The 23425-nt window shown below is 43.2% G+C and carries 22 protein-coding genes and 1 tRNA gene; 13 read left to right on the top strand and 10 right to left on the bottom strand.

Annotated features, from left to right (window positions below):
• The first annotated feature begins 166 nt into the window (after positions 1 to 166).
• The 3 genes from FTU42_RS07465 to FTU42_RS07455 all read left to right on the top strand — a co-directional run bounded on the left by FTU42_RS07465 (position 167) and on the right by FTU42_RS07455 (position 2874).
• On the top strand, positions 167 to 520 hold the full coding sequence (locus FTU42_RS07465) for a hypothetical protein (protein WP_100534377.1): 354 nt from the start codon (positions 167 to 169) through the stop codon (positions 518 to 520).
• 140 nt (positions 521 to 660) lie between these two features.
• The gene (locus FTU42_RS07460) at positions 661 to 2697 is read left to right on the top strand and encodes an NADPH-dependent 2,4-dienoyl-CoA reductase (protein ID WP_180075206.1); all 2037 of its coding nucleotides are present in this window, start codon (positions 661 to 663) and stop codon (positions 2695 to 2697) included.
• A gap of 87 nt (positions 2698 to 2784) precedes the next feature.
• A tRNA-Ser gene (locus tag FTU42_RS07455) sits at positions 2785 to 2874 on the top strand.
• A 130-nt stretch (positions 2875 to 3004) separates the two neighbouring features.
• Here FTU42_RS07455 and FTU42_RS07450 read toward each other — a convergent pair.
• From FTU42_RS07450 to FTU42_RS07440, 3 genes are all read right to left on the bottom strand, one after another.
• On the bottom strand, positions 3005 to 3976 hold the full coding sequence (locus FTU42_RS07450) for a class I SAM-dependent methyltransferase (protein WP_005096395.1): 972 nt from the start codon (positions 3974 to 3976) through the stop codon (positions 3005 to 3007).
• Between the two features lie 301 nt (positions 3977 to 4277).
• Entirely contained in the window at positions 4278 to 4976 is a 699-nt protein-coding gene (locus FTU42_RS07445; RefSeq protein ID WP_159138023.1) for a pirin-like bicupin family protein, read from the bottom strand.
• A 177-nt stretch (positions 4977 to 5153) separates the two neighbouring features.
• On the bottom strand, positions 5154 to 6374 hold the full coding sequence (locus FTU42_RS07440; protein ID WP_005171817.1) for a L,D-transpeptidase family protein: 1221 nt from the start codon (positions 6372 to 6374) through the stop codon (positions 5154 to 5156).
• A 206-nt stretch (positions 6375 to 6580) separates the two neighbouring features.
• On the opposite strand from FTU42_RS07440, the gene hemE reads away from it, so the two are divergent.
• The 5 genes from hemE to FTU42_RS07415 all read left to right on the top strand — a co-directional run bounded on the left by hemE (position 6581) and on the right by FTU42_RS07415 (position 12596).
• The gene (gene hemE / locus FTU42_RS07435) at positions 6581 to 7651 is read left to right on the top strand and encodes a uroporphyrinogen decarboxylase (protein WP_074383035.1); all 1071 of its coding nucleotides are present in this window, start codon (positions 6581 to 6583) and stop codon (positions 7649 to 7651) included.
• Positions 7652 to 7661: 10 nt separating this feature from the next.
• Positions 7662 to 8462 carry a DUF817 family protein gene (locus FTU42_RS07430; protein ID WP_159138022.1) on the top strand — a complete coding sequence of 267 codons (801 nt, stop codon included), beginning with the start codon at positions 7662 to 7664 and terminating at the stop codon, positions 8460 to 8462.
• 146 nt (positions 8463 to 8608) lie between these two features.
• Positions 8609 to 9079: a DUF3015 family protein gene (locus FTU42_RS07425; RefSeq protein WP_159138021.1), complete on the top strand. Its 471-nt coding sequence runs from the start codon at positions 8609 to 8611 to the stop codon at positions 9077 to 9079.
• A 78-nt stretch (positions 9080 to 9157) separates the two neighbouring features.
• The gene (locus tag FTU42_RS07420; RefSeq protein WP_159138020.1) at positions 9158 to 11044 is read left to right on the top strand and encodes a DUF4105 domain-containing protein; all 1887 of its coding nucleotides are present in this window, start codon (positions 9158 to 9160) and stop codon (positions 11042 to 11044) included.
• Positions 11045 to 11207: 163 nt separating this feature from the next.
• A complete protein-coding gene (locus FTU42_RS07415; protein ID WP_034609070.1) occupies positions 11208 to 12596 on the top strand; it encodes a diguanylate cyclase in 1389 nt (462 codons plus the stop codon).
• A 19-nt stretch (positions 12597 to 12615) separates the two neighbouring features.
• On the opposite strand, the gene FTU42_RS07410 is transcribed toward FTU42_RS07415, so the two are convergent.
• From FTU42_RS07410 to FTU42_RS07380, 7 genes are all read right to left on the bottom strand, one after another.
• Positions 12616 to 13176: a DUF4385 domain-containing protein gene (locus tag FTU42_RS07410; RefSeq protein WP_100357216.1), complete on the bottom strand. Its 561-nt coding sequence runs from the start codon at positions 13174 to 13176 to the stop codon at positions 12616 to 12618.
• A gap of 129 nt (positions 13177 to 13305) precedes the next feature.
• Positions 13306 to 13743 (bottom strand): hypothetical protein, encoded by a 438-nt coding sequence (locus FTU42_RS07405; RefSeq protein ID WP_159138019.1) that lies wholly within the window; start codon positions 13741 to 13743, stop codon positions 13306 to 13308.
• 283 nt (positions 13744 to 14026) lie between these two features.
• On the bottom strand, positions 14027 to 14575 hold the full coding sequence (folE, locus tag FTU42_RS07400; RefSeq protein WP_005096407.1) for a GTP cyclohydrolase I FolE: 549 nt from the start codon (positions 14573 to 14575) through the stop codon (positions 14027 to 14029).
• 93 nt (positions 14576 to 14668) lie between these two features.
• The gene (locus FTU42_RS07395) at positions 14669 to 15352 is read right to left on the bottom strand and encodes a Smr/MutS family protein (RefSeq protein ID WP_005096408.1); all 684 of its coding nucleotides are present in this window, start codon (positions 15350 to 15352) and stop codon (positions 14669 to 14671) included.
• A 195-nt stretch (positions 15353 to 15547) separates the two neighbouring features.
• Positions 15548 to 16354, bottom strand: coding sequence for an indole-3-glycerol phosphate synthase TrpC (gene trpC, locus FTU42_RS07390; protein ID WP_159138018.1), 807 nt, complete (start codon positions 16352 to 16354; stop codon positions 15548 to 15550).
• Positions 16355 to 16374: 20 nt separating this feature from the next.
• The gene (gene trpD / locus FTU42_RS07385; RefSeq protein WP_005096410.1) at positions 16375 to 17421 is read right to left on the bottom strand and encodes an anthranilate phosphoribosyltransferase; all 1047 of its coding nucleotides are present in this window, start codon (positions 17419 to 17421) and stop codon (positions 16375 to 16377) included.
• A gap of 9 nt (positions 17422 to 17430) precedes the next feature.
• Positions 17431 to 18015, bottom strand: coding sequence for an aminodeoxychorismate/anthranilate synthase component II (locus tag FTU42_RS07380; RefSeq protein WP_100355236.1), 585 nt, complete (start codon positions 18013 to 18015; stop codon positions 17431 to 17433).
• 811 nt (positions 18016 to 18826) lie between these two features.
• On the opposite strand from FTU42_RS07380, the gene glnA reads away from it, so the two are divergent.
• The 5 genes from glnA (at position 18827) to FTU42_RS07355 (ending at position 23321) form a co-directional block, all read left to right on the top strand.
• Positions 18827 to 20242 carry a type I glutamate--ammonia ligase gene (glnA, locus tag FTU42_RS07375; protein ID WP_171063330.1) on the top strand — a complete coding sequence of 472 codons (1416 nt, stop codon included), beginning with the start codon at positions 18827 to 18829 and terminating at the stop codon, positions 20240 to 20242.
• Positions 20243 to 20337: 95 nt separating this feature from the next.
• Positions 20338 to 20616, top strand: a complete 279-nt coding sequence (locus tag FTU42_RS07370) for a hypothetical protein (protein WP_100328765.1) — start codon at positions 20338 to 20340, stop codon at positions 20614 to 20616.
• 35 nt (positions 20617 to 20651) lie between these two features.
• The gene (locus FTU42_RS07365; protein WP_034609065.1) at positions 20652 to 21119 is read left to right on the top strand and encodes a chorismate lyase; all 468 of its coding nucleotides are present in this window, start codon (positions 20652 to 20654) and stop codon (positions 21117 to 21119) included.
• A 6-nt stretch (positions 21120 to 21125) separates the two neighbouring features.
• On the top strand, positions 21126 to 22004 hold the full coding sequence (gene ubiA / locus FTU42_RS07360; RefSeq protein WP_159138017.1) for a 4-hydroxybenzoate octaprenyltransferase: 879 nt from the start codon (positions 21126 to 21128) through the stop codon (positions 22002 to 22004).
• A gap of 111 nt (positions 22005 to 22115) precedes the next feature.
• On the top strand, positions 22116 to 23321 hold the full coding sequence (locus FTU42_RS07355) for a S9 family peptidase (RefSeq protein WP_005171797.1): 1206 nt from the start codon (positions 22116 to 22118) through the stop codon (positions 23319 to 23321).
• The last annotated feature ends 104 nt before the right edge of the window (positions 23322 to 23425 follow it).

Here is a 23425-nt window from a genome sequence, read left to right as displayed (position 1 = left end):
TATTTAGGTTTGCTTTAGAAAAGAAAAACTCGTTTTAAAATCTATATTCAATAGGCTTAAATAATCATAAATTGCACGATTTTGAGCAGAATCCTGCTAAAAAAGTAAAAATTCGCTATATTCAGCCGAATAAAGTTAAAAACTCAGATAAAACAGGAATAAATGCATGGCGACTCATATCCCACCCTTACCTAATTTAAATCCTAAAACCAAGAATGAAACGCTGGCACTGTTGCATGGGATTTATGCCGGTCTGATTGGTTTTAGTACACTGGTATTTTTATATCTGGAATATCAGCAAGCCAGTATTTCTACGCTGAGTTTAGGTATGGTGCTGCTGCTTTTAGGCGGCCTGGTATTTTTTAATATACAGGCCAGTATCAAGGTCAAACAGGGCAATGGTTCAGGACGGACTTTATCCAGAATTATGGCCATCCTGATGCTCCTGAGTTTTCCGATTGGTACAGTATTGGGCGTGATTGCATTATGGAAATCTAGCGCGCGACAATGGCAGGATTAATCCGCCAAATAGAAAGTGATCCTCTTCTAAAGATTGATATTTGTGCCTGAAAATGCTGAACTCCGGGTCATAAAAAGCCACTGAAAATCAGTTAAAGTAAGGGAATGACTTGCTCAGCCAAATATAATCAGGGATTTGTTATGACTACGACGCGCTATGCCAACATTTTAAAGCCACTGCATTTGGGTTTTACCACCATTAAGAACCGGGTGGTGATGGGGTCGATGCATACTGGCCTAGAAGATCGTTTTTATAATTATCCCAAACTGGCTGCGTATTTTGGTGAGCGTGCAAAGGGTGGCGTAGGTCTGCTGATTACGGGTGGAATATCGCCCAACCGTCAAGGCTGGTTGTTACCGGCGGGCGGTACCATGAATACTTTGGGGGACATTGCGCCGCATCGTTTGGTGACGCATGCAGTGCATAAGCATGGTGCCAAAATTCTGTTGCAGATTCTGCATGCCGGACGTTATGGCTATCAGCCTTTTGTGGTCTCGGCCAGCCCGATCAAGTCGCCGATTTCTCCCTTTAAACCACGTGAAATGTCAGATAAACAGATTCTGAATACCATTCAGGATTATGTGAAAACGGCCAGTATTGCCAAAAAAGCCGGCTATGATGGCGTAGAAATCATGGGTTCTGAAGGCTATTTGCTGAATCAGTTTTTAAGCCGGCATGTCAATCAGCGTGCTGACCGTTGGGGTGGCCCGATCGAAAACCGGATGCGTTTTGCCGTAGAAATTGTCAAAGCGATTCGTGAGGAAATTGGCGAAAAATTTATTATCTGTTTCCGCTTGTCGCTTCTGGATCTGGTACATGATGGCAATACCATGCAAGATGTGATTACCGTGGCTAAAGCTTTGGAAAAGGCGGGGATTACTTTACTCAATACCGGTATTGGCTGGCATGAAGCACGTATTCCCACCATTGTGACTTCTGTACCGCGTGCAGCTTTTGTCGATTATACCGCTGAAGTGAAAAAGCACGTGGCGGTGCCGGTCATTGCATCGAACCGGATCAATATGCCAGATACTGCTGAAGAAATTCTGGCTTCCGGCCAGGCAGACATGGTGCAGATGGCACGTCCATTCTTGGCAGATGCCTTCTGGGTCAATAAAACCGCGACCAATCGTGTTGATGAAATCAATACCTGTATTGCCTGTAATCAGGCCTGTCTGGATCATACCTTTAAAAACCAGCGCGCAACCTGTCTGGTCAATCCACGTGCCGGCTATGAAACCGAACTGGTCTATGTCAAAACCAAAAAAGCCAAAAGTATTGCAGTGGTCGGTGGTGGCGTTGCAGGGCTGTCTGCTGCCACAGTCGCAGCCAGTCGCGGGCATGATGTGACGCTGTTTGAGGCCAGTCATGAAGTGGGTGGACAGTTTAATCTGGCTAAAGTCATTCCGGGGAAAGAAGAGTTTCACGAAACGATTCGTTATTTTAAAGTCCAATTGGAAAAAACCGGCGTTGATGTGCGATTAAATACCCAAGTGAACCGTGAACAGCTGGAACGTGAAGGTTTTGATGAAGTCATTGTCGCGACTGGTGTCGTGCCGCGAGCGCTTAAGATCGAAGGCAGTCAGGCACCGCAAGTCTTGTCTTATGCAGAAGTACTACGCGGTGCGCCAGTCGGAGATCGTGTTGCGGTCATTGGTGCAGGCGGTATTGGTTTTGATGTGTCCGAGTTTTTGTTAAAGCCGCCGCATCAGGTACAGCCGCAACCTGTGAATGAATGGAAACGTGAATGGGGTGTAGACCCGAATCCAAATTATGTCAGTGAAGGCGGCATGCAAGGTGCAGAAATTGAAGCACCTATTCGTGAAATTTATTTATTACAACGTAAAAAGACACCGCTTGGCGCAGGCCTAGGCAAGACTTCAGGCTGGGTACATCGTGCCCAATTAAAAAAACATGCGGTGCGCATGTTGCGTGGTGTGCAATATAAATCTGTTACCGATGAAGGCTTATGGATTGAGGTGGATGGCCACGCTCAATTATTGCGTGTGGATAGTATTGTGGTGTGTGCAGGACAGGAGTCGGTAAAAGATTTGATACCACTTGCCGGGGAAAATACCTTGGCACAATATCATATTATTGGTGGGGCTAAACTGGCTGCCGAGCTGGATGCCAAGCGTGCCATTCGTGAAGGAGCCGAATTGGCCGCCAAATTGTAGGGATTTGATGAAACTATATGCAGTTAATCAGATTCACTGTAACTTTCACTTGTCAGTTACATAAAAGCGCCGTATTATTGCGCCCATGGAAGCGTGGCAGAGCGGTTTAATGCACCGGTCTTGAAAACCGACGAGGGTGTGAGTCCTCCGTGAGTTCGAATCTCACCGCTTCCGCCAAATTTTAAAAACCCCAATCGAAAGATTGGGGTTTTTTTATTGCTGATGAATTTTACAGAATGATTTAAAATAAACGGATCTTAAAGAGGTTCGATATTTAAAAAGTCGATAATTTATAAACAGATATTCTTCAATCGCATACTTCAATCTTAATCAGAGCCAGAGCAATTCTTTCCACATGCTGATAAGCAGGTTGCTCTAATTCTTCACCAAAAATATCCGGATCAATTTCCTCATAAGACCAGTGAATATTTTGATGCTGCTGCATCAGGTCTTGCAGATACTGTAAAAATCGATTGCCATTTCGTGTGATGGTAGCGCCGGTATATAAAAATAAACGGCCGCCTGAATTTAGCCTTTGCAGGCCTTGTTTTATAATTTTAAAAGATAATTCATTGCCATCGAGCTCATTACCTCCGTGTCGATATTGCCGTTGCTCAGGATCAATTAAATAAGGTGGATTGGCAAAAATTAGGTCAAACTGACCTTCAAGATTGGAAAATAAATTGCTTTGCACTGGAGAGATTGAAGCAAAACCCGAAAAATCAATGTTGAGCTGACTATAGAGCAAGGCTTTGGGGTTTAGATCTGCTACAAAGATTTCCTCATGATCCGGAAAGTATTTGGCGATACTGATGGCAGCAGCAGAGGTGCCACAGCATATTTCAGCAGCCCGTTTGAAAGGGCGAGGTTCGGTGGCTAGATATTGCTTGAGATGATAGACAAAGCGATAAGTATCGGGGCCAAAAAAAACAGCATCCTGTTGTGTGGTCGGAAAGGAAGAGTGAATAAAGAGTTCACCTTCCAGTGAAGCGACTCTGACCAGACTGGTGTATTGCTCATCCTGAACCTGTAGAAGTTGCTGTTTTGCCAGCAAGGAAAAAAGAACCGGATCAAGATCGGTTTTGCTAAATTCCAGATTCCAGCCAAATATATCCTGCAGGGTTATTTCCTGATTTTTCTCGTTTCTTTTACGATCTAAAATCCGTTGATGCGACAACGGGGTAATGGCTGTGAACTGATAGTTTTGTTGTTTTAAAAACGCTAGTAAAAAATGCAGAGCATGTTGCTGGTGATTCTGAATTTCTAAAATCTGGTTCATAAGCGTTGCTCTTTGGTTTATTTAAAATCAATACAAAGCTGGATTGACGTTGAATCCCATATAAGACCATGACCAGATCAGCCATTCGCGATGCGTTCATTCAATAGAAATGAATCAGCTTCATCTTCGCCTGAAATGCCAGAATTTTAAGTAAAAAACTGATGTGAATTGGTGTGATTTTTATAGCTGTTTTTAAAAAATTATCTTCTGATAAAGCTTCTGTCTGCTTTTATTCTCGATTCATAAAAAATGGCTATTCATCAAAGTGATTAATAGCCATGATGGGTGAGAGCCTTAAAACTTAGTGAGGCACTTCTGGTAAATCAAACCAGATCACTTGCGCATCATCGATGGCTTGAATCGCTGAGTCATCCAGAAAAGCAATTGCACCACCCGCCTCAACTCTATGTTCTGCAATCTGCACAGTGCCAGAAACTACATGAATATAATTGATCTGCTGGGTGGCCTGCACTTGCAAACTTTGACCTTGCTGAATTACCGCAGTTTTGACTTCAGCATTCTGACGAATATGCATCGGCGCATTGCCATTCGGTCCACAAATCAAATGCCACTGGTTGGGCTGCTCATGCGGATCCAGGCGAATTTGCTGATAATTCGGTTTGGCATCCTGTTCATTGGGAATAATCCAGATTTGCAGTAAATGTACCTGTTCATCACCCTGATTCATTTCACTATGGCGAATACCTGTTCCGGCACTCATGAGCTGCCATTCACCGGCAGCAATACCGCCATGATTGCCCATGCTGTCCTGATGAGTAATGGTGCCTTTCAGTACGCAGGTCAGGATTTCCATATTGTCATGGGGATGGGTTCCAAAACCCTGATGCCCATCGATTAAATCATCATTAATAACACGTAAGGCACTGATCCCCATATACTTGGGATCATACCAGTTACCAAATGAGAAGCTGTGCTTAGACTCCAGCCAGCCCATTTTTACATGACCACGATTTTCGCTAGGATGTAGAAAAGCCTTCATGATTTCATCTCGATCTTATTTTCAACTTGAGATCATCATACTGTTGTTTTAAGCTCAAAAAAATCTCAAATAGGCGACATATCATTGCATTTTTGCAACGATATATCAGCTTAAAATCAAGTCATAAAAAAGCCCACTGAAAAGCGGGCCATTTTATTCAAAGCATTTTACGGATCATTATTCTAAGAAACGAACAGTTACGCCAGATTTGACTTTACGGCCAAGATCATTGGCATCCCAGTTGGTCAGACGGATACAACCATGTGAATAGGATTTAGAAATCATGGACGGATTCGGTGTGCCGTGAATACCAAATGATTTTTTGTTGAGACCAATCCAGACATTACCGACCGGGCCGTTTGGACCTGGTGGTAGAGACAGTGGTTTGGTGTTTTTACCTTGAACAAAGTTACTTGGCGAGTAGCTATACCAAGGATTTGGTGCAACGCCGGTGATTTTATAAGTACCCGTTGGTGAAGGCGTACTGGTATTGCCGATACTGGCAGGGAATGAGCCGATCATTTGATTTTTACTGTTAAATAAGTACAGTTGTTTGGCACCTTTATGTGCAACAATCAAGTGAATACCTTCTGGTAGCTCATTACGAACATTGGTCACCAGAATCTTTTGGCCGACTTTGTTAAAATTAGCACCTGGATTCAACTTCTTCAGGAAGTTTTCATCCATATGGAACTTTTCACTGAGCATTTCAGATGCGCTGGTGTAGTACAAACCTTTCATTTTCGCCTGTAGCGCATAATCTGAAGGAATCGATTTGGCAAATGGTCCTGCCAGATCTTTTTCAGTAATGGTGTACTCTACAAAGGTCGGCTTGGAACCCTGACGTGCCACCAGTTTGTCCCAGGTTTCCTGCGTCAGTACGCCATTTGGCTTGATGCCATTCATTTGCTGGAAAGAGGCAATTGCTTTCAGTGTGTTCTTGCCGCTGGTACCATCAATCGCACCCGGTGAAGCGTGGGCATTGTTGAGCATGACATGTGCACGTGCGTAGACCGGAAATTGACCTGCACCAATGTTTTCATACCACTGGGCATTGTTTAAGCCGTCTAAAGTCCACGAAGCTTTGGTCGCAGCAGAGTTCGTCGGGGCCTTGGTATTTGGCGCTGCACCAATATCAGCAGATTGGTCTTCGGTATCTTGTAGCTCATTCAGTGCTTCAGAGGCCTGATTTAAGTCTTGTTGTTCTTGCGCCGTAATTTTGGCTTCAGCCGGTGCTTGGGCGGCTGAAGCTTCAGTCGCGAGTGGATCAATTGGATCCTGGACTGAAACATCGGTAACAACTTGCGGGTTCAATGGTTGTTCAGCAGTAGACGCAGCAAAAACAGTACCTGCGAAAATGCAACCTAAACTCACAGCGAGCATTGTGCGAACGAACATGTAAATCAACCTTAAAATTATTTCTTTAAAAATGTGAAAAAACACTATAAGTATTACAGAAAAAATGTGGAGATGCAGTAGTTGTTTTGTGTAAAACATCACATTTGGTCGCTTAAGCTGATCGGTTTTTAAAGTCAGCAGAAGTTATTAAAAATACAACCTTTTTGTTATGATATGGCGAATATCAAAGATAGATAGGAAAGTAAATGACGACCTTAAAAAATGATCGTTTTCTGCGCGCCTTGTTGCGTGAACCTGTAGATGCCACTCCGGTATGGATGATGCGTCAGGCGGGCCGTTATTTACCAGAATATCGCGCAACGCGTGCTCAGGCAGGAGATTTCCTTTCTCTTTGCAAAAATACTGAACTGGCCTGTGAAGTGACCTTACAGCCTTTACGCCGTTATGATCTGGACGCCGCGATTTTGTTCTCTGACATTTTGACAGTGCCTGATGCTTTAGGTTTAGGATTGTATTTTGAAGTGGGTGAAGGGCCTAAATTTCATAAAACTGTCCGTACCGAGCAGGATGTCGCAAATCTGCCGGCCTTTAATGCAAAATCGGATCTGGATTATGTGATGAATGCAGTGTCGACCATTCGTTCGGCCTTGGGTGGCCAGGTTCCTCTGATCGGTTTCTCTGGCAGTCCGTGGACCTTGGCGACTTATATGGTAGAAGGCGGTTCAAGCAAGGATTTCCGCTTCACCAAAAATATGATGTATGCACAGCCTGAAGTGCTGCATGCTTTGCTGGAGCGTCTAGCCGATGCCGTGATTGATTATTTGAATGCGCAGATTGATGCAGGTGCACAAGCGGTACAGATTTTTGATAGTTGGGGCGGCGCACTGGCGCATCGTGAATATATCGAATTCTCGCTCAACTATATGAAGAAGATTGTTGCTGGCTTGCACCGTGAAAAAGATGGCCGCAAGATTCCAGTAATTCTGTTTACCAAAGGTGGCGGTCAGTGGTTAGAACCGATGATCGCTACAGGCGCAGATGCCTTTGGTCTGGACTGGACCACACCACTGGATGTAGCACGTCAAACCGTTGCGGGTCGTGCTGCGCTTCAGGGTAACCTGGATCCTGCGACTTTATATGGTTCATCGGAAACTATTATTAAGGCGACCAAAGCCATGCTGGATGATGCTTATGCCAATGGTGAAAAAACCGGTTATGTAGCAAACCTCGGCCACGGCATTACCCAGTGGGTCGATCCAGCCAATCCAAAAGCCTTTATTGATACCGTACATGAGTATAGTGCTAAATATCTTTAGGATTTAAACCTTGATCGATCTATTCAAATCAGGGTTTGAATTTACCTATAAGGCAGCTTCGGCTGCCTTATTTGGGATTCTACTCCTGCTGGCGTTTGCACTCACTGCTGCCATGGGCAGTGATCTGTTTTACGGTTTTTACCGTTATGACTATCTGTTATTTTTTGCCTTGCTCATTCAGGTGCTGCTGCTTTATACCAAACTGGAATCCTGGGCCGAAGCCAAAGTGATTGCGCTGTTTCATCTCATGGCCATGGTGATGGAAATCTTTCTGACCCATCCTGCGATTGCCTCCTGGCATTATCCACAACCGGCAATCTTTAAAATTATGACCGTGCCTTTATTTGCCGGTTTTATGTATTCTGCGGTCGGCAGTTTTTTTGCGCGTTCCTTGCGTTTATATCAGGTCTCATTTGAAAAGTTGCCAGGCTTTCGCCATATGTTGCTGCTGGCGGTGTTGTCTTATATCAACTTTATGAGCAAGTTTTTTATTCCTGACTATCGCATGCTTTTATTTGTCTGGAGCGTGCTGATGTTCTGGAAAACTAAAATTCGTTTTCAGTTGAATCAGCACGCTTTTCAGTTGCCAATGTTACCGATCTTGCTGCTGCTGGCCTTTATCATCTGGATTGCCGAGAACATCAGTACCTTTTATCAGATCTGGCTCTATCCAAGTCAGATTGAACAATGGCATATGGTGGGCTGGGGCAAACTCGGGTCCTGGTATTTGTTGTTATTGCTGAGTCTGGTCTTGGTACTGAAGATTTTAGGGCAGCGCAATTTACATGGCGACTGGACGCTGAAAGAGTAATGGAATTATTCAGGTTATGTTTATGTAAAGCATGCATTTTTTCGATTGCGCCAAACCTGACTTATCGCTACTCTGCTGAGTGTGTAAGTCAAATTACATAATGAGAGTAATAACAAAGATTGCATGAGAATAACTGGAGAATAAGTATGTTGAAAAAAATTATGCTGGCGGCAGTATTAGCGACTGGTTCAAGTATGGCGATGGCTGACCGAGATGTCGGCTGTGGTATCGGAAGTCAGGTGTGGGCCGGTCAGACTGGTATTATTCCTAAACTTTTAGCAGGTACCACCAACGTTCTTTTCACGAATCAATGGCTCGGGATTACATTTGGTACTTTAGGCTGTAGCCAGGGCGGGACAGTGACTGCTCAAGTGGTGACCTTTACCAATGAAAATGCTGAAGCATTGGCACGTGACATGGCAGTTGGCGAAGGTGAAAGCCTGAATGTACTGGCTGAACTGCTGAATATTAAATCTGAAGACAAAGGCCGTTTCTTTAGTGTTTCCAAACAGAATTTTGCTGAAATTTATTCTGAGCAAAACCAGAATACACTTCAAGTTCTAAGCTCATTACAAACAGTGATGGCCAAAGATGAAGTATTGAAATCTTATATCTGATCCGCACTTTGAAAACCCTGCTGCTCTGGCAGGGTTTTTCTTATGACTCAAAGAAATTGACGAGAATAAGTTAACTGAATGAAATATGCGTTCTTCATGTTGGGTCTGGCCTTCAGTCCCTTAAGTTTTGCAAACGAAATTAATCCAGATATCCAGCATTATCTCGATCAGGCCAAAAGCAAACGTCTGGATCAGAGCACCACCTGGCAGCGTCTGATGTATGCCAATTCTAAAGGCCACAGCGAGGTCGATTATTCAGGCTATTTTCTGGCAGAGCAGGGAAAGACTGATCTCAAAAAAGAAATACAGCATAATATTCAGGCCTTATTTGGCAGTGCAGAACCGAATCAGTCCATCCGTTGTAAGTTTCCGGCCCGAAGCAGCTGGTTAATGCAGCAGCTGGATATTTCCGAACAGCAATTGCCTGAAGTGAGTTGTCCGGATTTTGATCAATGGATTGCTGAGGTCAAGCCCTATCAGGCCACGCTGATTTATGCCACAGATTTTATGGGTAATCCCAGTTCGATGTTCGGGCATACCTTGTTGCGTCTAGATCCCAAAGATCAACAGCAGCTCAACCTGATTTCCTATGCCGTCAACTATGCCGCAACCGTCGATAGCAATGACAATTGGTCATTTGCCTGGAAAGGGCTGACCGGACAATATCCGGGTGAATATTCCCTGATGCCATATTATCGCAAGGTCAAAGAATATGGCGACTTTGAAAGCCGGGATTTATGGGAATATGAATTAAATTTAACGCCGCAAGAGACCCGGTTTCTGGTGCAGCATCTTTGGGAAATGCAAAAGGTGAGTTTCCCTTATTATTTTATCAATGATAATTGTGCTTATCGCCTGCTGGGGCTATTTGATCTGGTGCGTCCTGAGTTAAATTTACAAAAACAGTTTAATTCGACTGCCATTCCGATCGAAACCTTGAAAGTGGTAGAACAGCAGGGCTTGATCAAACAGAAAGTTTATCGTCCTGCCCTGGAAACACAGTTGCTGGCTCAATCCAGACAGCATGGCAAAGCTTTGGCAAAAAAGGCTCATCAGCTGGCTTATGCAGAAACAGATACCATGCCTTCAATGTTGCAAACTTATCCGGCAGAGAATCAGGCCAAAGTGCTGGAAATGGCCTATGATCATCTATATCTGGATTTTCTCAGACAGAAAGTAGATGAGTCCTTTGCCCAGCCACGTTTTCGCAAGTTATTGGGCTTAAGAAGTCAGCTGGCTATCGAGAAACAGCGTCAAGCACCTGAGCGTCCGAAAACAGATCCAGTACAAAGTCATCATGCACGAAATATCAGTTTTGAGGCCGGACAGGTTCAGGGCGAATCCTTTGTTCAGCTTGGGCATCGTCAGGCCTATCATGATTTAATCGATCCACAGGGTGGTTTGCGTACCGGCACACAACTGCTGTTTCTGGATGGGGCATTACAATATCGTAATAGTGAACTCAAACTGGAACATCTGGATTTACTGGCCGTCAATTCCTATAACCCGATTAATCCATTTAATACGCCCTTATCTTGGGGTTTTAATCTGGGCTGGACACAGGAAGCCTTAGACCGTCATGGCCAGTTTAGCGAAGAGCAACAGCATGGCATCGCCGGTTTTAAGACCCAAGCGGGCTATAGTTGGGCAAATGCGAGCCGCGAACATTTGTGCTATGCACAAATGCAAACTCACCTTCAGGCGGGAAAGGCACTCGATCAGGGCTGGCGCGTAGGAGCAGGGCCAACTTTGGGCTGTCAAAATATCTGGACTGATCAGATCAACAGTCTGGTGCAAGTGGAACTGCCTTATTGGGAAGATTCGCATCACTGGCATCTGAAGCTAAATACCCAATTGCAATATGCCTTTACTGCACAGAATGCAGTTCGATTGTCTTGGGAATATCAGCAACAACAGGCGAAAGACTGGGATCAATGGAGTTTGGGCCTGATCCGTTATTTTTAAACGGCTTACATATTTTAAGGGCTAGTTTACGAAACTTTTCCTGTGAATCATCGATCAGTATAATTGGAATAATCTTGTCGATATTTTAGTTAATGTACCCGAATTTTGTTATATTTGTCACATAATGTTAGTGCAAATTGCAGTGTTTTGGGGAATGGGTCGTATGAATAATGAATGCATGGCAATGCTGGCCGAACAATGGAAGCAGATCTGTCAGAATTATTCAGCAGATGATCTATTGCATGCATTTCATTTTGTTCAGGAACATTCGGTTATTCTGGTCGAAGAATTCTATAAGAATATGCTCTTAGAAAAAGAATCGGCCCAGTTCCTGACCGACCAGATGGTTCAGCAGCGTTTGCGTAATACCCTGATTCAATGGCTGTCAGAAAGTTTTAGCGTACCGATCAACAAGAGTTATGTGCAAGCCGTACAAAAGCAGGCGATGGTTGGACATGTACATGCCCGGGTCGGTATACCTTCCTGGTTAATCATGCGTGGTGTTCGCGAAATTGAACGCAAGGTTTTTGAACTGTTGCAAGCATCTTCTCAAAACAGCATGTTGACCGCCTGCAGTTATATTGTGCAAATCATGGGCTTTGCCACAGAAATCATGTGCCGTTCTTATGAAGCCAAAACAGCCATGAATCAGGAAATCAAACACAGTTACCGTGTTTTTTCAGCCATGCAGGATGTAGCGGTACAAAAAGACAAACAGCGCAGCTCATTGCTGGACTGGGAAAATGAACTGATGTTTAAGGTCTTTTCGAGCCCTGACAATTTAAAGCATCCGATGTTGTCCAAATCCGAGTTCGGTTTATGGTTTATCCATAAAGCCTCTTATGCTTTTACCGGTTCGGACCAGGTCGATTTAATCATTGAGCGGATTTATCAGATTGATGCAATTAATCAGACCATCATGGATTGTACGGATAAAAATAATGTCTTGGGACTGATTCAACAAATCCGTGACTTAAACCGTGAAATTCAACTGCTGGTCGATCAGTTATTTCAGGTTGCGGAATATATTGAATCAGGCAATGATTCATTGACCCAGTTGTTAAATCGCCGTTATTTAAATACGGTGATTTCCCGTGAAATCACTTTTTCCCGTAAAAATCATACACCTTTGTCTTTACTTGCGATGGATGCCGATTTCTTTAAAAGTATCAATGATAAATTTGGACATGCCGCAGGTGATCTGGCACTTAAATTTATTGCCGAAGCGCTGCAAAAATACAGTCAGGGCAGTGATTATGCCTTCCGGGTCGGTGGGGAAGAATTCTTATTGTTGCTGGTCGATACAGATAAACAACGTGCCTTAAGTATTGCCGAAAGTATTCGTAAATATGTTGAAAATGGCATGATTAAAACCGCGCAAGGACAACAGTTTAAAATCACGATCAGTATTGGATGTACGCTCTATGACGGGCATCCGGATTATCAGCGATTTTTGGATGCTGCGGATGCCGCACTGTATATGGCGAAAAATACCGGTCGTAACCGGGTCTATATGGCACAGTCGCCCTCAAATCCGGTAGGGCAGCAATGATCCAGCTAGCTTAAAAGTTTTATTCCTCTGCCGTATGTTGCTGGATAAATTCCTGAAATTTTCGCTTTTGCTGAATATAGTCTGGATGGTTTTTCGCATCATTCCATTTTTGTTTAAAAATGTTGGCGGCCGCTGCTTTGACCGGATCTTCGTGGCTGCGTGGCAATTCTGAACGGCCATGTGCGCCGCTTAAGCCTTTCTTATCTTCCGGAACTGGCCCATCATATTTTTTACCACCTTTATGGTTGGCGTAACGGCGGGCACGGGTATAACCCATCTGTAAAAACTTGCGTGCCATGTCCGCACCGATAAAATCATCTTGTTTTAAATAAGCTAGGAATAGCTGATAAATTTTGTCACTGCTGGCTTGGGCTTTTTCTTCATCCGCAAAGCGCCAGTGCGGCAGAATTTCAGATTTATAAGGCTCCACCAATAATACGCCTTGTTCTCCTCGGCCAATTCGGTACAACTCGGGCCGTTTGCGAAAATTAATCTTTTCGAAGTCCAGAGAATAATCAAAACTATTCGACACCACCCGTGACTGACGTTTTGGCGGCGGATTTTTGGCTGCTGGACTCATATCTTTGCCTTATATTTAGAAGGGTCGGTATCACTCAATAAAGAACACACTAAAAAATATAAAATAATTCTACTGATCTACTCACCCGAGATCAGGATCAAGAAAAGCCCCAGTCATGGGGCTTGGATTTTACTTTGACTTTTTCGAACTGGTCCTCGAGGTTTTGGCTTTATCAGACTTGCTCTTGGACGAAGTGCTTGACTGCTTTTTGGCCGGTGCTGATTTTTTTGAAGAAGATTTTTTCGTCTTGCTGTCTTCATCTTTGCTCTTATTGCTGCTTTTCGCTTTAGCCGGTTTTTTCGCTGAAGATGTTTTCAGGTCTTTGGCTTTATCGCTGCCTTTAGAACTCGCACTTTTCTTCGCCTTTACTTTTTCATCTTTACTGGCATTCTCTTTTTTAGAAGATGCTGCTTTAGATTTAGTACTTTCAGCTTTTTTGCTGACTTTGCGATCGCTGTCCTTGTCACTGCTTTTGTTCGACTTCTTCAGTTTTTCATCTTGCGTCTTTTTAGCAGTTTTTGCAGATTTCTTGCTGTCTTTGTCCTGATTGTTTTTGCTATTCGCCATGGTCATTTTCCTTGTCATTAAAAATCAAGCAGAAAGATATAAAGCTATTTGCTGTATATCAACGTCAATTTACTTTAAGCGAGGACTAACTGGATTAAAACTTTATCATGTATCTAAATGTAGGCTTGTTGCAAAGATAAGCAGCAATTGTTTAGCGGCAAGTATAACGAATGCAAATTTGGTCAACAGCAGCTGTGATATCGATATTCTCTGACCAGAGCAGTTTATAAGAAATTAAAAAAACCCCGAATGATCGAGGCTTTAAATAATTGGCTTTTAAGGCTTAGTAGCTTTCTGGCACTGCACTTAAAAACTCACGGCGGGTTTCTTTATCAGTTTTAAAATCACCAATAAAAGAGACTGTACGTGTGGTCGATTCCTGTTTGCCCACACCACGCATCATCATGCACATATGTGCAGAATCAATCATCACGGCGACACCACGTGCTTTGGTGATTTCCGCCACTGCTTCTGCAATTTGCTGGGTCAAGTTTTCCTGGATTTGCAAACGACGCGCAAACATTTCAGTAATACGGGCAAATTTGGACAGGCCCAAGACATGACCTTCTGGTAAATAGGCGATATGGACACGGCCATAAAATGGTAATAAATGATGTTCACATAAGGAATAGAATTCGATGTTTTTGACCAGCACCATTTCACGGTTGTCGGAAGGAAAGACCGCTTTGTTGGTGACTTCTTCAAGTGTCTGACTATAACCCGAGGTTAAATATGAAAATGCTTTGGCAGCACGCACAGGCGTATCTTTGAGACCAGGGCGATTGAGATCTTCGCCAACGGCAGTAAGAATGTTTGCGTAGGATTGCTGCATAGTCATATGACGTATTCACTTAAACTGAGAATGAACAAGGACGGCATTGTAGCAGAAAACTTTTACAATGCCTTGTTTTGAGGCGAAAACCGGTTACTGTTTAAACTTTGGATTCTTTTCTGCACGTTTTAGCAGAACCAGAACTGCACCAGTACCGCCTTGTTTTTCAGGGGCACTGACAAAGGCCAAAACATCGCGATGCTGACGCAGCCAACCATTCACATAGGTTTTTAAAATCGCTTCCGGGCCTTTACCGTGTACGATCTTAATCACGTTCTGGTTTTCATCTTTGGCGATCTGGATAATTTGTAGCACCGCCTGACGCGCTTCTTCCACGGTACAGCCATGCAGATCCACAGCTTCAAACCAGCGTAAATTGCCGGCTTTTAAGTCTTCAAACACTTTATGCTGCAAGGTGGCAATGCGATAGCTCAAGTTGGCCTGACTCCCGACAGGATTGAGCATGGCCTGCGTGTCCGATAATGCCATGGCATCTGTTTCCATCGGGCCAGTCGCCGCTGCACGCTTTGCCAGGACTTGTGCATCCGGTTTTTTCTTGCGCGGTTTGTCCAATTGAACGGTATTTCCCGATTCAATTTTTTGCACGCCCTGCATTTGTTTGCGGAATAATTCCAGTTCTTCTAAAGCTTCTTGCTCGACAGTCTTTTCAACGGGTGCAGCAACAACCGCAGGGCTATGCGGCTGTGTAATTTGCTTCTTAAAAGATTTCAGCAGGTTGTACTGATCTTTAGATAATGAAGAATCGTGTTTACTCATAATGTAAAAACAAGGAAGATGCGGAATTTAACAGAATTATAGTCTGAAAATAGATAAAGGAGAAATGAATTGCTTGCATGGCATGTCTCGGTATTTATGAATTCACATGATGCTATTTCTTTTCTTATCAATCCTGAAAATAAAAAAGCCCAATCCTGAGATTGGGCTTGGTCTAAGTATTAAACTAGTCAATAGTTAAACCGATTCAGGCTCACCAAACAGGTTACGGAATGCATGATCAGGTCGAGGCTGTTTCATAAAACTTTCACCGACCAGAAAGGCATGAATATCATGCTGTTGCATCATCGCCACATCGGCAGGGGTAGCAATACCACTTTCAGTGACTAACAGGCGAGAGGGATCGAGTAAGTTCTTTAAACGAATCGAGGTATCTAAATCGACATCGAAGGTTTTTAAATTACGGTTATTCACACCCAGCAAGCAGCGATCTGAAAGTTTCAGCGCACGTTCCAGTTCAGCTTCATCATGTACTTCAACTAAAACATCTAAATTATGCTCAAAAGCAGTCTTCGACATTTCTTCCAGTTGCTGATCTGACAGACATGCCACAATCAGTAAAATACAATCTGCATCTAAGGCACGTGCTTCAATGACTCCATAAGGATCGATCAGGAAATCTTTGCGCAGCGCCGGCAGGTCACAATGCGAACGGGCAATCTGAATATTTTCATCTGCACCCTGAAAAAAGTCCACATCGGTCAGGACAGATAAACATGCGGCACCCGCATCTTGATACTGTGCTGCAATTTCTGCAGGATTAAAATTCTCACGAATAATCCCCTTAGATGGTGAGGCTTTCTTGATTTCAGCAATTACACCCGGACGTTTTGACATTAAAGACTGGGCAAAACCACGCACAGCTGATGCAACTTGAGCCAGCTCTTCCAGATCTTTATAGCTTTTCTGCTTTAAACGTAGAGCAAATTCTTCCGTTTTACGGTCAACAATCTTGCCTAAAATTGTATTTGCGATATCCACCATGATCAAAATTCCTGACCGAATTAAGCTTCGTATTGTTTAATGGTTTTGGTAAATTCAGACAGCACACTCATTTTCTCCAGAGCCTGGCCGCCATAAATAATGTCATGTGCCAATGCAACACCATGTTTATAGCTGCTGGTCAAACCGGAAACATAAATACCTGCACCGGCATTCAGGGCAATCATATTGGCCGCTTTATCACCGATCTCTGATTTTTTCTTGCCCAATGCATCCTTGATTAATGCCAGACTCTGTGCAGAATCTTCTACAATTAAACCAGTCAAGGTTTGAGATTCGATATTAACCAATTCAGGGGTAATTTCCCATTCAGTCACTTCGCCATTTTTTAGCTCAGCCACATACGTTGCAGATGCAAGACTGATCTCATCCAGCCCGTCGCGAGAATGCACCACCATCACATGTTCAGCACCGAGCTGTTTCATCACTTCTGCAATCGGACGACACAGTTCATTGGAAAACACGCCAATGACTAAGCGATTGACGCCGGCCGGATTGGTCAGCGGGCCAAGTAAATTGAAAATGCTGCGAATACCCAATTCTTTACGCGGGCCGATTGCATATTTCATGGCTGTATGATGATTCGGTGCGAACAGAAATCCGACCCCCACATCACGGATACAACGCTCGGTTTGCTGCATATTCAGGTCAAGATTAATCCCAGCCTGTTCCAGTAAATCTGACGAGCCTGATTTGGTTGAAACGCCACGGTTGCCATGTTTAGCAATGGTTGCGCCTGCTGCTGCGATCACAAATGCAGACGCGGTAGAGACGTTAAACAGGTTTTGACCATCACCGCCTGTACCGACAATATCGACTAAATAGGGAATATCGCTGACATCAATTTTGGTAGCCAGTTCACGCATGACCCGTGCGGCTGCGGTAATTTCATCAATGCTTTCGCCTTTAAGGCGCAAACCCATCAGCAGGGCACCAATCTGGGCATCAGTGGTTTCACCTGACATGATGGCACGCATCACGTCTTGCATTTGATCCTGAGTCAGGTGAATGTTTTTGGTAATATTGTTTAAAGCTTGTTGAATATTCATAAGATGTTCTTAGGCATAAATTTCGAGAAAGTTTTTAAAGATTTGATGGCCATGCTGGCTCAGGATCGATTCAGGATGGAACTGCACGCCTTCGACCGGCAATGTCTTATGTTTTACCCCCATAATTTCTTCCATAGAACCATCGGCTTCATTGGTCCAGCAGGTCACTTCCAGACATTCAGGCAAGGTGGCTTGATCAATCACCAGGGAGTGATAGCGCGTTGCAGGAAATGGCGACGGAAGATTACTGAAAATCCCGGTATCGCTGTGGTACATATCCGACAGACGGCCGTGCATGACACGTTTGGCACGTATGATGTTGCCACCAAATGCCTGACCAATACTCTGATGGCCGAGACAAACGCCCAATAACGGAATTTTTCCAGCAAAATGCTGAATCGCAGGAATCGAAATGCCTGCTTCACTCGGCGAGCATGGGCCGGGGCCAATCACTAAATACTTGGGTTGCCATCGCTCTATATCTTCCAATGTCACGGCATCATTACGGACTACTTTTACTTCTTGATTCAGTTCGCCAAAATATTGAACGATGTTGTAAGTAAAGGAGTCATAGTTGTCGACCATTAAAAGCATGAGCTTAACCTATTGAAATTAATGCACTTAACTGTGCTAAAGTTGTCCAGATCGTACTTTATTTGCGCTTATTGCAAGCACAGGTGTGACACGACTAAATCATTGATTTCATTGTGTGAAAATAAAGCACTATTCATCATAGCAAAAAATAGCCGTATTCGGCGCAACAATTTTGCTCAATTTATTTGCTTTAAAAGCATCTGTATCAACTGGAATAAAATTTTAATCATGATTTAAAGTAATAGACTTACTTAAGGAAACTTTAGAATTTATATTTTTTAGGGAAAAATTGATAAGTTAAAAATAATCAGCAATATTGATCTAAAATCTGTTGAAAAAAGCATCACTTGAATAATAGAAATTTATATAGACTATGGTATAGAAAGTATATTTAAAGAAAATGCATCAAAATATTCACTGAGCAACTGCATGTTGCAGATTTCTGTTTGCCTCAGACCATGAGAAAAGAGTCAATTTTTAGCAACATATGGGTGTTTTTTTAAACAAATACACGAAAAAGTAGCAAATTTTATATAAAAAACTATGTTTTTAATACACTTCTATAGGTGATTGCACTATTTAGGTGCGCTAAAAAATAAAGCCGAAATAAAATAAATGAAGAATGCCTGAATATAGTGCATTTAGTTTCTCAACTAGTATAATAGTCGCAAAGTATTTTTGTCACTTCATGATTTCTTATATAGATTTCAAGATTTTATCTATACTTTGAATAGTTGGTACGGTAATTGCTTAATGACTACCAACTACTAACACGCACGTAACGAGTGCAACAAAAATTCATCGGAGCAAAATGAGCATGGCGAACAAAGTCCTTCAACTCATCCAAGAAAGTGGCGCGAAATGGGTCGATTTCCGTTTTACGGATACTAAAGGTAAAGAGCAACATGTGACTTACCCAGCAGATACAATCGACGAAGATACTTTTGAAGACGGTAAAATGTTCGACGGTTCTTCAATTGCTGGTTGGAAGGGCATCGAAGCATCTGACATGATTTTACGCCCAGATGCAGAAACCGGTTTCATCGACCCGTTCTTTGCCGAGCCTACAGTTGTTGTGACTTGTGATGTGATTGAGCCTTCTACAGGTCAGGGTTATGACCGTGATCCACGTTCGATTGCTCGCCGTGCTGAAGAATACCTAAAATCAACAGGTATTGGTGATACAGCATTCTTTGGCCCAGAACCAGAATTCTTCGTATTTGACGAAGTAAAATGGGAAATCGATATGTCTGGCGCGCGCCATACATTGATCGCTGAAGAAGCTGCCTGGTCAACCAACAATGACTACGAAGGTGGTAACTCTGGTCACCGTCCACGCGTAAAAGGCGGTTACTTCCCGGTTCCTCCAGTTGATTCTTCACATGATATGCGTGCAGATATGTGTGCCAAAATTGAAGACATCATGGGCCCAGGTCGTGTAGAAGTACATCATCATGAAGTTGCATCTTGCCAGTTGGAAATTGGTGTAAGCTTCAACACCATGGTTCGTAAAGCGGACGAAGTTCAACAGTTTAAATATGCGGTTTGGAACGTTGCGCATCAATATGCGAAAACAGCAACCTTTATGCCTAAACCAATGGTTGGCGATAACGGTTCTGGTATGCACGTTCACATGTCGATCTCTAAAGATGGCAAGAACCTGTTTGCTGGTGATGAATATGCAGGCCTTTCAGAAATGGCATTGTACTTCATTGGCGGTATTATCAAACATGCGCGTTCATTGAATGCATTAACCAACCCTTCTACAAACTCGTACAAGCGTCTGGTTCCGCATTTTGAAGCACCGATTATGCTGGCTTACTCAGCGCGTAACCGTTCTGCATCTATCCGTATTCCTTACGTGTCAAGCCCGAAAGGCAAGCGTATTGAAGCTCGCTTCCCAGATCCGATGATGAACCCCTACCTCGGTTTCGCAGCATTGTTGATGGCAGGTATCGACGGTATCCAAAACAAGATTCACCCAGGTGAAGCGGCTGACAAAAACCTGTACGATCTTCCTCCTGAAGAAGAAGCGAAAATCCCGACAGTGGCGCATAGCCTGGATATGGCGCTTGAAGCACTTGAAGCAGATCATGATTACCTGCTGAAAGGTGGCGTGTTCACGAAAGACATGCTTGATGCCTATATCGAACTTAAAACTGAAGAAGTGCGTCGTTTAAACACCACCACTCACCCAGTTGAATTCGAGATGTACTACAGCCTGTAATTCTTTCAAGAATTTCACTGTAAAAAACCCGCGCATGTCGCGGGTTTTTTCTATACTGGGTTAATATAAAGCAAAGAATGTTGAATTAGATTGTTATGGCTAAACCACGTAAAAAACATACCGGATTTTTTCCTTGGAATGATCCTAAAGACCATGCGCAAGGTTTTAAGTTAAATTTTTCTGAAGTTACGTATTTGGAAGTAGGGCGTACCATTGAAGGTTATAAACAAGCACAGTTTGTTGAACTGAAAAATCCTGAATTGGCACTTACATTTGACTACCCAAAAGAGTTTTATTTAAGCGCTGAAGGCTTAATTTTAATTAAAACACCCCAAGGCAAATTTGAAGTGATTGCTAAAGCAGATAACTATTAAACATGACGTATTTTTCTAAAAATCAGCATGCCTTGATGCCTACTATGTCTGCTGAGCTAAAACCATGGCTGTATGCATCAGGTTCTCTGACACAGCAATTGACCGGTTTGGCGCAGGGACAATTTCATGTTGAGCCTATTCAAGAGCATTTTCAGCGTTTAAGCTTCGCCAATGCCAAATGGATGCAGATGTCACATCAGCATACTTCCTGGGTGCGGGAAAGCTATCTCTATGGTTCAGAACAGTCGCCCTGGGTGAAAGCAAAGAGTATTTTTCCAATTTTAAGCCTGCAAAAAAAAGCCCGAATCTTTCAGCATATTGGGACTAAGCCAATTGGCTGGTTCCTGTTTCAACGGACGAATCCACTTTGCCAGCGTCGGGTCATTCTTTTAGAAGAGGGTTGGACGCGTCAGAGCTGCTATACTTGGCACGGCTGTAAATTTATCGTACAAGAAACATTTTTACCGGCATTTGAACACTTTATACAAAATTCAAGGGCTTGACTTTATATGGCAACTGCACAAGCAATAACCTGGCGTGAGCGTCTTGGCGCCTATTATTATCTTTGTCGTTTTGATAAACCGATTGGTACTGAACTGGTCTTTTGGCCAACCTTGTGGGCGTTATGGATTGCTGCTCAGGGGATGCCACGCATTGAAATTTTAATTCCCATGATTTTGGGTGTGATTTTTATGCGGGCGGCGGGTTGTGCCATCAATGATTTTGCTGACCGTAAAGTCGATGCGTATGTGGAGCGTACTAAAAACCGACCACTAGCGACCGGAGTCATCAGCGCCAAAGAAGCGGTGATGGTATTTCTGGTTTTGGTGGCTGCCAGCGCCTGTCTGCTATTTTTCTTGCCGATCGAAACTTTTTACTGGTCATTTGGGGCTTTGCTGTTAGCGTTTATTTATCCTTTTATGAAACGTTATACCCATTTGCCTCAGGTATTTTTGGGTGCAGCATTTTCTTGGGCGATACCCATGGCCTATACCGCTGTTGGGCAAACACCTGATCTGACCTGCTGGTTATTGTATTTTGGTAATCTGGCCTGGACTGTGGCCTACGATACTCAATATGCGATTGCAGACCGTGAATATGATTTAAAGATAGGGGTGAAATCAACCGCAATTCTGTTTGGTCGCTATGATATTCCAATCATTAGCACCTTGCAGGCGAGCAGTATTTTATTGATAGGTGCTGCATTTTGGCTGGAAAATTTATTGATTCCATTTGGCTTGTTAGCACTTTTGCTGGTTGCTGCTGATTTTATTTACCAATGGTTTAAAACTCGCGATAAAAATCCACAGCTATGTTTTTGGGCATTCCGTCATAACCGTTGGATTGGCCTCATTATTTTTGTGGGAATATTGTTTGCTCTAAGATAATTACCGTATGTCGGATAACAACAAAAGCATCCTATAAAGTATGCTTTTTTTATGATTAATTTTGAGTGATCTCGATTAAGAGATAGGGAATAACAATAAAAGGATAGAAATATGCAGAACAGTTATAAGAAATTGATGTTAGGTGTGCTGTGTTCCTCGGTACTATTTTTATCTGCGTGTAACGATGATGATGACGACAATTTTATAGGGTTTAATCCGGTTCGAACTTATGCAGTCGATGAGCAAGTAAAAACAGTGGTCGAACGTCATGATATTTTTACTTATAGAATGGAAGGTGTACAAGGTCGAGAAATTCGTGCGACCACATTGGTATTTACCCCGAAAGGTACTCCACCTGTAGGTGGTTGGCCGATCGTCGTCTGGGCGCATGGTACTACAGGTGCAGCAGATAAATGTGCTCCTTCACGCCTTGCTCTGGATGGGCCTGAAAAGGCCTTGGTTATGGGATTAGTAGAACGTGGTTATGCCGTGATTGCACCGGATTATGAGGGTTTGGGTAATGACAATGTGCCTCATCCATATTTACATCTGGAGAGTGCTGCCAAGTCAATATTGTCAGCGATTAGTGAAGCCCAAAAACAGTATGGTGGACTGCTGGCTAAAGATTGGGGAGTGATTGGTTGGTCTCAGGGTGGTCATGCTGCCTTGGCTGCTGCAGAGTTTTATAAGGCTTTACCAAATAATACCTATCGTGGAGCAGTGGCGATTGCCCCGGCTTCCTATCTTAACGATACCTTAGAAGAGGGACTTTTATTTGCTCAAGATCTGGCTGAGTCAGGGAATGTGGCACAAGCAGTTCCAATTGCTGCGACTTTGTATACGTATGCAGCCATCGTCAGTTCAGGAATTAAGGCAGAAAAAACCAGCTTTAATTACAATCAGGCCTTTGTCAATGCCAAGGTTGATCTGGCCAGGCAGGCTGAAAGTTTATGTTCCCCTGAGCTTGCACAACGTTTTGGTGCAGATATTCAAACGACATTACAAAGTGGTGTGAATTTCTCGCAATACCAAGCGTTGCAGAGAAACTTTCTGAGTGATCCTGATATTATGGATTATCTGATCGATAATCAGCCTGCACAAACTAGACTTGATCGCCCAGTTTATATTTTTCAAGGCACAGCAGATACCACCGTACCTTATACTATTACCGAGATATTATATAAAGATATGCTGGCAGATGGAACTGATGTAGAGTTAATTCCAATACTGAATGCAACGCATGCCACAGTGGTCACTGAAAATATTCCGGCATTACTCAATACGGTAGAAGCGGTCATGAATACCCCAGTGTCTTAATTAAAACAAGAATAATAAATCCATGTTGGCTTGAGGTCGGCGTGGATTTAAATGTTTTTCGGCCTTGAGCTATGACTTTATTTTGTTATATTGAGCAGTGCAAT

The organism is Acinetobacter sp. YH12102, assembly GCF_013419125.1.
Classification (GTDB): Bacteria; Pseudomonadota; Gammaproteobacteria; order Pseudomonadales; family Moraxellaceae; genus Acinetobacter; species Acinetobacter pseudolwoffii.
Note: the sequence above shows the minus strand (reverse complement) of the source record. Positions and strands in the feature narration are given on the sequence as shown.

Bases quoted from the DNA above. Each gene is read 5' to 3' on its own strand.
- FTU42_RS07425 (WP_159138021.1), top strand. From the start codon at position 8,609: ATGTTGAAAAAAATTATGCTGGCGGCAGTATTAGCGACTGGTTCAAGT.
- trpC (WP_159138018.1), bottom strand. From the start codon at position 16,354: ATGGTGGATATCGCAAATACAATTTTAGGCAAGATTGTTGACCGTAAA.
- FTU42_RS07405 (WP_159138019.1), bottom strand. From the start codon at position 13,743: ATGGCGAATAGCAAAAACAATCAGGACAAAGACAGCAAGAAATCTGCA.
- hemE (WP_074383035.1), top strand. From the start codon at position 6,581: ATGACGACCTTAAAAAATGATCGTTTTCTGCGCGCCTTGTTGCGTGAA.
- FTU42_RS07450 (WP_005096395.1), bottom strand. From the start codon at position 3,976: ATGAACCAGATTTTAGAAATTCAGAATCACCAGCAACATGCTCTGCAT.
- FTU42_RS07395 (WP_005096408.1), bottom strand. From the start codon at position 15,352: ATGAGTAAACACGATTCTTCATTATCTAAAGATCAGTACAACCTGCTG.
- FTU42_RS07380 (WP_100355236.1), bottom strand. From the start codon at position 18,015: ATGCTTTTAATGGTCGACAACTATGACTCCTTTACTTACAACATCGTT.
- ubiA (WP_159138017.1), top strand. From the start codon at position 21,126: ATGGCAACTGCACAAGCAATAACCTGGCGTGAGCGTCTTGGCGCCTAT.
- trpD (WP_005096410.1), bottom strand. From the start codon at position 17,421: ATGAATATTCAACAAGCTTTAAACAATATTACCAAAAACATTCACCTG.
- FTU42_RS07370 (WP_100328765.1), top strand. From the start codon at position 20,338: ATGGCTAAACCACGTAAAAAACATACCGGATTTTTTCCTTGGAATGAT.
- FTU42_RS07355 (WP_005171797.1), top strand. From the start codon at position 22,116: ATGCAGAACAGTTATAAGAAATTGATGTTAGGTGTGCTGTGTTCCTCG.
- FTU42_RS07440 (WP_005171817.1), bottom strand. From the start codon at position 6,374: ATGTTCGTTCGCACAATGCTCGCTGTGAGTTTAGGTTGCATTTTCGCA.
- glnA (WP_171063330.1), top strand. From the start codon at position 18,827: ATGAGCATGGCGAACAAAGTCCTTCAACTCATCCAAGAAAGTGGCGCG.
- FTU42_RS07465 (WP_100534377.1), top strand. From the start codon at position 167: ATGGCGACTCATATCCCACCCTTACCTAATTTAAATCCTAAAACCAAG.
- FTU42_RS07410 (WP_100357216.1), bottom strand. From the start codon at position 13,176: ATGAGTCCAGCAGCCAAAAATCCGCCGCCAAAACGTCAGTCACGGGTG.
- folE (WP_005096407.1), bottom strand. From the start codon at position 14,575: ATGCAGCAATCCTACGCAAACATTCTTACTGCCGTTGGCGAAGATCTC.
- FTU42_RS07445 (WP_159138023.1), bottom strand. From the start codon at position 4,976: ATGAAGGCTTTTCTACATCCTAGCGAAAATCGTGGTCATGTAAAAATG.
- FTU42_RS07460 (WP_180075206.1), top strand. From the start codon at position 661: ATGACTACGACGCGCTATGCCAACATTTTAAAGCCACTGCATTTGGGT.
- FTU42_RS07420 (WP_159138020.1), top strand. From the start codon at position 9,158: ATGAAATATGCGTTCTTCATGTTGGGTCTGGCCTTCAGTCCCTTAAGT.
- FTU42_RS07415 (WP_034609070.1), top strand. From the start codon at position 11,208: ATGAATAATGAATGCATGGCAATGCTGGCCGAACAATGGAAGCAGATC.
- FTU42_RS07365 (WP_034609065.1), top strand. From the start codon at position 20,652: ATGCCTACTATGTCTGCTGAGCTAAAACCATGGCTGTATGCATCAGGT.